We start from the raw sequence: 11,918 nt of genomic DNA on the forward strand, positions 1-11,918 counted from the left end.
CCATAAACCGGAACGTCTATGCAGATCATTCAAACCGTACTGGCACTGGCGCTTACCCTTGGAATTCTGGTAACGCTGCACGAATACGGCCATTTCTGGGTGGCACGCCGATTCGGTGTGAAGGTGCTTCGTTTTTCCGTGGGTTTTGGCAAGCCATTGTTCTCATGGTATGACCGTCACGGCACCGAATTTGCGGTAGCGGCCATCCCCCTGGGTGGCTACGTGAAAATGCTGGATGAGCGGGAAGGGCCGGTACCGGAAGAGCTTCGTGATCAGGCGTTTACCTCCAAACCGCCCTCCCAGCGCATCGCCATTGCTGCTGCCGGTCCAATTGCCAATTTTCTGTTCGCGATTCTCGCGTACTGGGTGTTGAGCGTGGTTGGTGTTACCACGGTTGCTCCCGTGGTCGGTGAGGTGGCCCAGGGCAGTGTTGCCGAACGGGCAGGGCTGGAAAGCGGAATGGAGATCCATGCCGTTGACGGCCACCGGGTGACGTCCTGGCGAGACGTTAACATGCGGCTGCTCGAAAGGGCGGGAGAGCACGGTCAGGTCTCGCTGGAGATTTCCCAGGATGGTTCCAGGGGCACTGTGGCGGGTCCATTGGACGGCTGGCGTCTGAGTGATGATACTCCGAACCCGCTGGCGGAATTCGGGATATCCCCCTGGCGTCCGGATGTGCCCGCGGTGCTGGGTGAGGTGACTGCCGATGGTCGGGCAAATGCGGCCGGGCTGCAAGGCGGTGACCGCATATTGGCTGTTGATGGCGAGCCGGTACCGGACTGGTTTGCTCTGGTGGAGCATATTCGGAATGCCCCGGAACAGACTCTGGAACTGACCATCGAGCGCTCTGGCGATGAATTGAATGTTCCGGTAACACCTGCTTCGAGAACGCTTGAGGATGGTCAGGTCGTTGGTTTCGTAGGTGCCGGCGTAAGCGCAGTGAACTGGCCTGATGAACTGTTGCGGGAGGTCCGCTACGGGCCGTTGGCGGCGATACCGAATGCTGTGAATGAAACCTGGGCCGACACCCGCCTGACCCTGGTGGCGATTAAAAAGATGGTCACCGGGCTGCTGTCTCCGACCAATCTCAGTGGACCGATTACCATTGCCCGGGTTGCCGAGGCGAGTGTCAGCTCGGGGTTCGAAGACTTTGTGCGCTTTCTGGCGTATCTGAGTGTCAGTCTTGGCGTGCTTAACCTGCTCCCCGTTCCGGTTCTGGATGGTGGGCACATTGTGTACTACACCATCGAAGCCATTCGCCGGAAGCCACTTTCCGAGCAGGCCCAGGCCTTTGGATTACGAATCGGTATGGCTTTGATACTGACTTTAATGGTGTTTGCTCTTTACAACGACCTGATGCGGTTGTGAGAATTGCGGGCTCCTTACCGCACATTAACCAGGCGAAATAACTGAATGAGACGTTCCCTTCTAGCTGTAGCCGTTGGCCTAGCAATTACCGCAACCGGTATAAAGCCAGCGCTGGCGGATGAATTCACGGTTGCGGATATCGAGGTAGAGGGCCTTCAGCGGGTTTCAGCGGGTTCTGTGTTTTCGGCTTTTCCGGTGAACATCGGCGAGCGTATGGACGAGACCCGGTTGGCCGACGCCATCAAGGATCTGTTTCGGACCGGATTGTTTACGGATATTCAGGCCAGTCGTGATGAAGGCGTGCTGATTCTGTCGGTGCGTGAACGCCCGTCGATTTCCTCCATTGAGATCGAGGGTAACAAGAATATCGAAACCGAGATGCTGATGGATGCCCTGGCCGGTGCGGGCCTGGAGGAAGGTCAGGTATTTCGGCGTGCTACCCTGGAGAAACTGGAACTGGAGATCCTTCGCTCCTACATCGCCCAGGGCCGCTACAACGCAAGAGTAAAAGCCACCGCGGAAGAGTTACCCAGGAACCGTGTTGCTATTCGCCTGGACATCAACGAGGGTTCTGTCGCTGCCATTCAGCACATCAATATTGTTGGGAACGAAGATTTCAGTGATGAAGAACTCATCGGCCTCTTCGAGTTGCGTACCAGTAGCTGGTGGAACTCGCTGACCAATAAAGATAAATACGCCCGGGAACGTCTGAGCGGGGATCTGGAGTCTCTGCGTTCGTTTTATCTTGATCGCGGCTATCTGGACTTCAACGTTGAATCCAGCCAGGTGTCCATCTCGCCGGACAAGCAGGAAGTCTTTATCGCCATCGCCGTTAATGAAGGCCCCCAGTACACCATCTCCGACATTCGCTTGCGCGGTGAGCTGATTGTCGGTGAGGAGGAGCTCCGGAAATTCATTCCGGTTAAAGAAGGGGATGTATTCTCCCGTGCACAGATGACGGCGATTTCCGAAGCGCTCTCGTTCCGGCTCGGTCGCGAAGGCTATGCGTTCGCCAACGTCAACGCGGTACCTGAGCCGGGTGAAGACAATACAGCTGCTGTTACCTTCTTCGTGGAGCCCGGCAAGCGAGCCTATGTCCGCCGGGTGAACTTCGATGGCAACGTGTCCACCAAGGATGAGGTGTTGCGCCAGGAAATGACCCAGATGGAGGGTGGGGTAGCCTCGTCCGACCGCATCGAATTCTCCAAAACCCGTCTCGAGCGCCTTGGGTTTTTCCAGACGGTCGATGTCGAAACGGTTCCGGTACCCGGCACCGACGATCTGGTTGATGTGAACTACAGCGTGCAGGAGCAACCAACGGGCAGCTTGTCCGCGTCGGTGGGCTTCTCGCAAAATTCCGGCGTAATCCTGGGTGCCTCGGTCTCGGAGAACAATTTCTTCGGTACCGGCAAGCGCGTTTCGTTTGGTGTGAACGTCAGCGATTCGGTGAAAAGCGCCAATGTGTCTTATCTGGATCCATACTATACGGTGGACGGGGTAAGCCGGGGCTTCAGTTTGTTTGCCCGTGAGACCGATTACGAGGAAGAGGATATTTCCTCCTACCTGCTGGATGAATACGGTGGTCGGGTAACGTTCGGGTATCCGACAGACTCCATCACTCGTTTGAACTTCGGTGCTGGCGTTACCCAATCAAACATTAAGCCGGGTGTATTCTCAGCCCAGGAAGTTCGCGATTTTATCGCCGACGAAGGCGATTCGTTCACCAATTACTTCCTGTTTGGTAGCTGGCGGCGGAGTACGCTCAACCGAGGTGTCTTGCCAACCAACGGTTACAGTCATTCCCTGTCGCTGGATGTCGCTGTTCCAGGCAGTGACCTGACCTTCTACAAGGCGACCCACAAAACGGATTTCTATTTCCCGCTGACAGATTCCGCCAACTGGGTCTTCAGAGCGCGATCGGAGATCGGGTATGGGGATGGCTACGGTGACCGCAGTCAGATGCCGTTCTTCGAGCATTTCTATTCCGGGGGCTATGGCTCTGTTCGGGGATATGAAGCAAACTCTTTGGGTAACAAGGCGGAGCGTGCAGCAGGCGACTTCTCGGATCCCGATCCGTTCGGTGGTAACGTTCTGACAGAAGGCGGGCTGGAGTTGATCTTCCCGACGCCTTTTGCAGGAGATTCGCGTTCGATGCGTACGTCCTTCTTTGTCGATGCCGGTCAGGTGTTTGATACCGAAAGAGGTTTTGACCCTGAGTTGGGTGAGGTACGGACTTCAGCCGGTATCAGTTTCCAGTGGATCACCGCGGTAGGTCCATTGGCTTTCAGTCTGGCCAAGCCGCTGAACGATAAATCCGGTGACGATACCCAGGTCTTCCAGTTCTCACTGGGGCAGACGTTCTGACCGGGCTATAAAAAAAGAAAGAATGAAACAAAGGAGAAGATTGATGACCCGTTTGATGACTATCCTTGCCGCCGCTCTTATGGCCTTCTCGGCCCAGGTGGCGGCGGAGACCCGTATTGGTGTGGTGGATCTGCGCCAGGCCCTGTTCTCTTCCAATGATGCCCAGGCCTTCAGCGAAAAACTCCAGCAGGATTTTGCCGGCGACGAAGCCCAGGTGCGTGAAGCTCAGGAGGCCGCCCGCAAGTTAAAGGATCGGTTGGAGAAGGACGGCGCCATGATGAACGAGAGCGAGCGTAATCAGTTGGCCGCCGAGTTTCAGGAAAAGGTAAAGGAATTTAATTTCCTCAAGCAGCGCCTCGACGCCACCGTTAACCAGCGCAAGCAGCAGTTTCTGGAAGGTGCGCGCCCTGAGGTGGACGCCGCTGTGAAGGAACTCCTGGAAGAAAATGACCTTGATCTGATTCTTCCCAGCGAAGCGGTGGTTTACGTTAAGCCGGAGATGAATCTGACCACACAACTGCTTGAAAAACTGAACCAGTGATGTAGAAAGGGGCTCCCCGGCCCCTGTGTTTGGAGAAAACGATGACACAGAAGTCCTATCGGCTGCAGGAGATTGCCGAGGCATTGGGAGCGAGCCTCCGGGGAGACCCCGATATCCGTATTACCGGGCTTGCCACCTTGCAGGCGGCGGTTCCGGGCCAGATCAGTTTTCTGGCAAATCCCTCCTATGCCAAGTACCTAAAAGATACCCGGGCGTCAGCGGTGATTGTGTCCTCGGCTGCGGCGGATGATGTTCCGACCAATGTCCTGTTACTGGACAATCCCTACCTGGGCTATGCTCACCTCAGTCATTGGTTTGATCCGGCTCCCAAGGCTTCCCCGGGCATTCATCCAACTGCCGTGGTTGATGAGTCTGCCAGTATTCCTGAATCTGCATCCATAGGCCCGCATGTTGTGATTGAGGCCGGGGTTTGTATTGGTGAGCGCGTAGCGATCGGTGCTGGTGGTTTTGTCGGTGCGAGAGCGAGTATCGGGGACGACAGTATCCTTCGGCCCCGGGTCACGCTTGCACATGATGTGGTAGTCGGTAAGCGCTGTCACATTCTCAGTGGTGCGGTGGTTGGTTCCGACGGCTTCGGCTTTGCCAACGAAAAAGGTGTCTGGCACCGCATCGCGCAGCTTGGTGCCGTGGTGCTGGGCGACGATGTGGAGGTTGGCGCCAATACCACCATAGACCGTGGCGCCCTGGACGACACCACAATAGGTAACGGCGTAAAGCTGGACAATCTGATTCAGATTGCCCACAACGTACAGATTGGTGATCACAGCGCAATGGCGGCCAAAGTCGGAATTGCAGGTAGCACCCGGATTGGCAATCACTGCGTGTTTGGTGGCGCCTCTGGCGTGGCTGGCCACCTTGAGATAGCCGATCAGGTTCACCTCACCGGCATGACCCTGGTAACGGGTGATATTCGTGAATCGGGGGTCTACTCCTCCGGCACCAGTGCGGATACCAATCGCCAATGGCGGAAAAATGCCGTCCGTTTTCGCCAACTGGATGCTCTGGCGCGACGGATCAAAGAACTGGAAAAGAAATTAGAGGGCTGAGGCCGATCAAGATGATGCACATCGATGAAATTCTGGAGTACCTGCCGCACCGTTACCCCTTTTTGCTGGTGGATCGGGTAACTGAGGTCGAAAAAGGGAAGTCGATCAAGGGGTACAAGAATGTATCGTTCAATGAGCCCTTTTTTACTGGTCATTTTCCGGACAATCCGATTATGCCGGGTGTCCTGATCATTGAAGCCATGGCGCAATTGTCGGGGATTCTTGGTTTTGTGACTGTGGAACGGAAACCGTCGGACGGCGTGGTACAATATCTGGCTGGATCCAGTAAAGCGCGTTTCAAGCGCCCCGTTTTACCGGGTGATCGCTTGGATATGGAGTCTGAGTTTATCTCTGGCAAGCGCGGTATCTGGAAGTTTGATTGCCGTGCCCTCGTAGATGGCGAGGTAGTATGCGTGGCAGAAATACTTACCGCTGAGAGAGAAGTTTGATGGCGACAAATGACTGGTCGGGTGTCCATCCTCAAGCGATTGTGGACCCGTCAGCCAAACTGGCGGATAACGTGACGGTTGGCCCCTGGAGCTATATTGGTCCGGGGGTGGAGATTGGTGAAGGTACCGAGATTCTCTCTCACGTGGTCATCAAGGGGCCGACGGTGATTGGCCGCAACAACCGAATCTTCCAGTTCTCCAGCATCGGCGAAGAATGCCAGGACAAGAAATACGCTGGTGAGCCGACCAAGCTGGTCATTGGTGATGACAATGTTATCCGCGAGAATTGCACTATTCATCGTGGCACCATTCAGGACCGGGGTGAGACCAGGATCGGTAATGGTAATTTGCTGATGGCTTATGTGCACGTGGCCCACGACTGTATTGTCGGCGACCATACCATTCTGGCCAACTGTGCCACGCTGGCAGGGCATGTATCGGTAGGAGATCATGCCATTCTGGGCGGCGGTACCATGGTGCATCAGTTCTGCCATATCGGGCCCCACAGCATGGCTGCCGGGGGCAGTATCGTGCTCAAGGATATTCCCGCCTATGTCATGGCCAGCGGCCAGTCTGCCCAACCTCATGGAATGAATGTGGAAGGGCTGAAGCGTCGTGGTTTTGCCAAGGATACGCTCCTGAGTCTCCGCAGAGCCTACAAGGTGGTTTACCGCCAGGGTCTGACGACCGAGCAGGCCATCGAAGAGCTTGAGCGCAACTTTGCCGATGTCCCTGAGGTTCTCCCGCTGATTGACTCGCTCAAAGCAGCGGATCGCGGCATCATCCGTTAAGCCAGCCGGAGGCCGCTGGTGACACAGCTAAAGGCCAATTCGGCCACATTCTCAGGGCGAACCATCGCCATCATTGCCGGCGAGGCATCGGGAGATATTCTCGGTGCCGGACTGATTCGTGCGCTAAGAAAGCGTTACCCGAAGGCTCGTTTTGTCGGCATCGGCGGTGATGAAATGATTGCTGAAGGATTTCATTCGCTGGTGCCAATGGAACGGCTTTCCGTGATGGGGCTGGTGGAAGTGCTTGGCCGGATCCGTGAGTTGTTCAGTATCCGTGCGCGCTTGCTGGATTATCTGTTTACCACCCCTCCGGATGTTGTGATTGGAATCGATTCACCGGATTTTACGTTGGCCATCGAACGTCGGTGCCGGGAAGCAGGCATCCCCTCGGTACACTACGTAAGTCCTTCGGTTTGGGCCTGGCGCCAGAAGCGTATCTTCAAGATTGCCAAGTCTGTGGACCTTATGCTGACGTTGTTCCCCTTTGAGGCCCGGTTTTATGAGGAGCATCATGTGCCCGTGTCGTTTGTGGGGCACCCCCTGGCTGACAGGATAGAGCTGGAACCGGATACTCTGGCTGCGCGTGAGAGCCTCGGTCTTGAGGTGGATAAACCTGTGCTGGCGGTATTGCCGGGTAGTCGGGGTGGTGAGGTTGAGCGCCTCGGCACTCTGTTTCTCGAGGCGTCCCGTTGGCTCCAGGCTCGTCGCCCGGATCTGCAGCTGGTTATTCCCTGCGTCAATCGGGACCGTGAGCGGCAGGTGCGTGATCTGGTTGAATCCCTGGAGGTGAGCTTGCCGGTCACGCTGGTTCGTGGTCGGTCGAGGGATGTGATGGCTGCCAGCGATGTGGTGCTGCTGGCATCAGGTACCGCGACACTGGAGGCGATGTTACTGAAAAAACCGATGGTGGTAGGTTACCGGCTCAGCGATTTCAGTTACAAGATACTGTCCCGATTGGTCAAGGTTCCCTGGGTGGCGCTTCCTAATTTGCTGGCCCAGGAGCAACTGGTGCCCGAGTTGTTACAGGACGACGCAACGCCGGAGAAGTTGGGGGCGGCGGTTCTGGAAAGGCTGGAAAACGAACAGGAGCGCGACAGGCTGCACCAGGCGTTTCTGGAGTTGCACCAGACGCTGCGCCAGGGCGCCGACGAACGTGCGGCGGCAGCGGTGTCTGAGCTGTTGGAGACCCGAAGCTGATGGCGGCCAAGGTACTTCCTCCTTTTGAATGTTCCTATCGTGGCTCCCTGCTGGCGGGCGTGGACGAGGTGGGGCGTGGCCCGCTTATCGGGGCGGTTGTGACCGCCGCCGTGATTCTTGATCCCGCCCGGCCTATCCCGGGGCTGGCGGATTCCAAAAAACTCACCGAGAAGAAACGCCTGCGATTGTACGACGATATCCTGGAGAACGCGGCTTCCTGGAGCCTGGGTCGATGCGAGGCCAGTGAAATCGACGAGCTGAACATCTACCAGGCGACCATGCTGGCCATGACGCGGGCCGTTGAAGGGCTCTCGATAGTCCCGGAGTATGTTCTTGTGGACGGGAACCGGTGCCCGAAGTGGCGCTGGTCTTCCGAGCCCGTGATCAAAGGTGATAGTCGGGTTGAGGCAATCAGTGCTGCCTCCATTTTGGCAAAGGTAACGCGGGATCTGGAAATGGAGGAGCTGGATCTCCGGTTTCCGGGTTTTGGGCTCGCCCAGCACAAAGGGTACCCCACGCCTGTGCATCTCGAGGCGCTCAATCGCCTTGGGGTGACCCCGGAGCATCGCCGATCCTTTCGGCCGGTAAAGATGGCGCTGGATGCCGTCGGGGTTTATGGAGGTTCCTCCGCGTCTGTTCAGGAGTTGAACTATCCTGCCGATTTATTTGAAAATATCGATTGACAGGGTGCGGGGCCGGCGGTAGTATACGCGCCACGTTGACAGGGGCAACCCAGTTAACAAACAGTTTGATGCGGGGTGGAGCAGTCTGGTAGCTCGTCGGGCTCATAACCCGAAGGTCGTTGGTTCGAATCCAGCCCCCGCTACCAATCCAGAAAAGCCAGCTTTTGCTGGCTTTTCTCGTTTCCGGGGCCAGTGTTTTGTTCTGGCCCTGATTCTTGCAAGGCAGGCCAGTTTTACTGGTCTGCCTTTTTTGTTTCCGCTTCTCTGCGATGTGCCGGTGTTCCCTCAATTCCTTTCGATTTCCGTCTTGCATTATGGTGACGGAAAAATGACGATTTTTTATCTATAAAAATGACGTTTATCGCATCATCATTTGCGCCGATTTTATAGAATTTCACAAAATCGACGGAAATATGGTGGTGAAGAGCCGTGAAACGCGTCATTTATATGTCAAAGGCATGGATTGCCGCGTTGTTGGTAGGGATGGTGCTCGCGGGTTGCGGCGGCGGTGGTTCCGGCGGTAGTGAATCCGCCACTCAATCTGGCAGCCTACCCGATACCGGAAGTAGTGTTGGCAGTGCTCAGCCGGTTGCAGAGCGCTCAGCTGTATTAAGCTGGTCTGCGCCTATGACTCGTGTAAACGGCGAGTCGATCGCGATGGGAGAACTGGACAGATACGTGATTCGCTATGGGCAGGATGCTGACGATCTGTCCAGAGAGATCACCGTAGATGGCGCCAGTGGTGAGGCAGAGATGTCCTATGTGGTCGATAACCTTGACGCCGGCACCTGGTATTTCACCATTCAGGTTCAGGACACTGCCGGTCTTCTGAGTGAGCCTTCTGAGCCGGTCAGCAAGACCATCCAGTCTTGAGCAGGCATGCCGGTTCAGAACATCGGGTCTGCGATTGGTAGCTTCAGGGTGAAAGTGGTGCCTTCGCCCGACCGTGAGTCTACGCTGATCTCGCCTCGGTGTTTTTCCACCACCGTTTTAACGAATGAAAGCCCCAGGCCGGTCCCATGCGCTCCGGCTATCTCGCTGCGCTTCTGTCGATGATAGCGGTCGAACAGTAAGGGCAGCTCCTCCGGATCAATGCCATAGCCCTCGTCCGATATGGCCAGACAGGCCAGATGCGCTGCCTGATAGACGTGAACGCTGACTGCGGAGTCCGGGGGGCTGTATTGCACGGCGTTGGTCAAAAGATTGATGACGGCCCGTTCCAGAAGTTCGGCGTTGCCTTTCAGCCACAGATCTTCGGTACCGTTCAGCACGATCGAAATGCCTTTTTCCTGGGCCTGCTCGCACACACTGTCCCGAGCGTTCTCAACAATCGCCAGAAATTCGCATTCGTAGAACCGGGTTTCGGTCAGTTGCTCGGCGCGAGCCAGCTGCACAAACTCTTCGGCCAGATGATAGCTACGCCGTGCCAGCCGCCCCAACTGGTCGAGTTGGTTGGCGTCAATATGGCTGGGATCCCGTTTCAGTTGTTCAATCAGGGCCAGCTGAGAGACCAGAGGTGAGCGAACATCGTGTGAGATGAAGTCGATCGCCTCACGATGCTGCCGTTGCTGCTCCCGGAGTTCGGAGATGTCTGAGATGTTGGCAATAATGCCAAACTGGCGACTGTTTTGCAGGGCAAAAGGTGCCAGGTGGATGAGAAAATCTTTACCGTTCAATGTCAGGTCTACGGTTCGGCTTTGTCTCAGGGTCAGCGCCTCTGAAATGGTTTCGAACCAGGGCGGTAAGTCCCGGGGGTCGTGGCCATCGAGTAGGGTGGCCAGGGGCATGCCACTGAGACTCGGCATAGGCTCGCAAAACCAGTCTTCAATGTGGCGGTTGGTAAACCGTATAACCCCTAATTCATCGGTCACGATGATGCCATCGGGCATGTGCTCGAAACTGTGGCGAATAAACGCCTGCATTTCAGCAAGCTTCTGGGTGGCAATGCGCACTTTCTCGATCCGGGCCGAAATGTTTTCCCGGGGGCCCTTCTGGCTTTCACTGTCTGTATGGGGTTCCAGCTCCAGCTGGTTCAGATAGCGCTGGATGACCTCCCGACTGAGATCGTTCGGCAGAGTCAGGCCGAGCAGGTAGCTGGTGCCGCCACGAATCAGCGTTATCCAGCTTTGGTTCTGCTGGTGTTCCCACCGTCCTGGCGTTTCCGTGGGCGGGGCCTGGGCAAGGGTCATTTCCTGTACTTCCAGCAGGTCATTCTCTGCGGCCAGCAGCCATCCGGGTGGGTGGAACAGCGCACGCAAGTGCATCAGCAGCTGGTGAGGATGCCGGTTCGAAGGTTCAGGCAGGGATAGCCGAGGCGTTCTGGTCATCTCGTCCAGTTGCCGGTTGAGAAAGCGATTGGTCATGGCAAGCCGGAGTGCGCTGGCAATGGGCATCGCGGCCATCGGCAGAATCAGGGCGTTCGCTACTGACAGCTGAACCCGGGCCCCTATCAGCAGCAACACGTAACCGGCTACCAGCCCTGCGGCAATGGTCGCACATGCCAGCAAGGTGGCAGCAGGGCGCAGGCGAGGCAAAAGCAGAGCTAGCAACAACAGTACGAGCAGGTTCAGTGCGGGTGCTGCCCAGGGCTCCGCCGGCACGATCAGTATATTCTGCTTGCTCGCGGAATAGACATTGGCATGGAATTCCACCCCGGACATTGGCCGGCTCAGACCGGAAAACGGCGTGGGCAGTATGTCGCCAAACCCCGCAGCGGTAGCGCCGACCAGGACGGTTTTGCCGGCAAACTCCTGCGGTGAGGGCGGGTGGCTCAGCACGCTCGCGTAGGAGTAGGTGGGTAAGGTGCCGGCCCCGCCTGCCAGGGGCACCAGCCGATAATCCTCCCGGACATTGATGTAGTTGGGCAATTGCGCCTGTGTCTGTGCCGGCATTGGCAGGTGCGCGGCCAGTGACAGGGTCGGCCATAACCGCCCGGCAAGGCCATTGTATAGATAGAGCCCGCGGGCGACGCCGTCTGTATCCAGCTCGATATGGGCATGCCCGATCGCCCCTGCGGCACGTGCCAGATTGGGTGTTGGGAGTTGTTCGCTGATCAGTCGTTCCAGGGTTGGCGCGGTAAGGTAGGCGGGCAATACAACGTTACCGTGACGGGCCATGGCGCCGGCCAGTTCCTCATCGCCCGGACCGGCTTCCGGAAACAGGATGTCGAGCACAATGGTCTGTGCACCGGCTTGCCGCAATGTGTCGATCAGCGAGGCATGCAGGCTTCGGTCCCAGGGCCAGCGGCCAATCTGTTCCAGGCTGAATTCATCAATGGCAATGATAGCCACGGAATCATCCACGGGCGCTGGCCAGGTTGTGATCGCCCTGTCATACATCCAGTCGTTGATTCGACTCGGCAGCTCAGTCGCCTGAATCAGTAGCAGGGTGGTGACGAGTAGCAGGCCCAAGGACCACGGTGTTGTTGTTATCGGTAACCAGTCCCTTCGCATCGGCCT

The 11,918-nt window shown here is 56.8% G+C and carries 10 protein-coding genes and 1 tRNA gene; 10 read left to right on the top strand and 1 reads right to left on the bottom strand.

The genetic code is table 11. The annotated features are described in order from the left end of the window. Nucleotides 1-18 precede the first annotated feature (18 nt). The 10 genes from rseP to Q674_RS41095 all read left to right on the top strand — a co-directional run bounded on the left by rseP (nt 19) and on the right by Q674_RS41095 (nt 9,333). Entirely contained in the window at nt 19-1,368 is a 1,350-nt protein-coding gene (gene rseP / locus Q674_RS30025; protein WP_023008789.1) for an RIP metalloprotease RseP, read from the top strand. Between the two features lie 45 nt (nt 1,369-1,413). Next, complete coding sequence (gene bamA / locus Q674_RS30030) at nt 1,414-3,732, top strand: outer membrane protein assembly factor BamA (RefSeq protein ID WP_023008790.1); 2,319 nt, start codon at nt 1,414-1,416, stop codon at nt 3,730-3,732. A gap of 43 nt (nt 3,733-3,775) precedes the next feature. Next, nucleotides 3,776-4,273 carry an OmpH family outer membrane protein gene (locus Q674_RS30035; protein WP_014421992.1) on the top strand — a complete coding sequence of 166 codons (498 nt, stop codon included), beginning with the start codon at nt 3,776-3,778 and terminating at the stop codon, nt 4,271-4,273. Between the two features lie 41 nt (nt 4,274-4,314). Continuing rightward, nucleotides 4,315-5,340 carry a UDP-3-O-(3-hydroxymyristoyl)glucosamine N-acyltransferase gene (gene lpxD / locus Q674_RS30040; protein WP_011785997.1) on the top strand — a complete coding sequence of 342 codons (1,026 nt, stop codon included), beginning with the start codon at nt 4,315-4,317 and terminating at the stop codon, nt 5,338-5,340. Between the two features lie 11 nt (nt 5,341-5,351). Then, nucleotides 5,352-5,789 (top strand): 3-hydroxyacyl-ACP dehydratase FabZ, encoded by a 438-nt coding sequence (gene fabZ, locus Q674_RS30045; RefSeq protein ID WP_011785996.1) that lies wholly within the window; start codon nt 5,352-5,354, stop codon nt 5,787-5,789. Beyond that, entirely contained in the window at nt 5,789-6,580 is a 792-nt protein-coding gene (gene lpxA, locus Q674_RS30050; RefSeq protein WP_023008791.1) for an acyl-ACP--UDP-N-acetylglucosamine O-acyltransferase, read from the top strand. Before fabZ ends, lpxA begins: the two co-directional genes overlap by 1 nt. Nucleotides 6,581-6,598: 18 nt before the next feature. Further along, a complete protein-coding gene (gene lpxB, locus Q674_RS30055; protein WP_023008792.1) occupies nt 6,599-7,777 on the top strand; it encodes a lipid-A-disaccharide synthase in 1,179 nt (392 codons plus the stop codon). Beyond that, complete coding sequence (rnhB, locus tag Q674_RS30060) at nt 7,777-8,460, top strand: ribonuclease HII (RefSeq protein ID WP_023008793.1); 684 nt, start codon at nt 7,777-7,779, stop codon at nt 8,458-8,460. Before lpxB ends, rnhB begins: the two co-directional genes overlap by 1 nt. 69 nt (nt 8,461-8,529) lie before the next feature. Next, nucleotides 8,530-8,606, top strand: a tRNA-Met gene (locus tag Q674_RS30065). Between the two features lie 283 nt (nt 8,607-8,889). Beyond that, entirely contained in the window at nt 8,890-9,333 is a 444-nt protein-coding gene (locus tag Q674_RS41095) for a fibronectin type III domain-containing protein (protein ID WP_114435022.1), read from the top strand. A gap of 14 nt (nt 9,334-9,347) precedes the next feature. Here Q674_RS41095 and Q674_RS30075 read toward each other — a convergent pair whose 3' ends face one another. Continuing rightward, nucleotides 9,348-11,912 carry a CHASE2 domain-containing protein gene (locus tag Q674_RS30075; RefSeq protein WP_031210099.1) on the bottom strand — a complete coding sequence of 855 codons (2,565 nt, stop codon included), beginning with the start codon at nt 11,910-11,912 and terminating at the stop codon, nt 9,348-9,350. Between the last annotated feature and the right edge of the window lie 6 nt (nt 11,913-11,918).

The sequence above is a fragment of the Marinobacter sp. EVN1 genome, assembly GCF_000475375.1.
GTDB classification, from domain to species: domain Bacteria; phylum Pseudomonadota; class Gammaproteobacteria; order Pseudomonadales; family Oleiphilaceae; genus Marinobacter; species Marinobacter nauticus.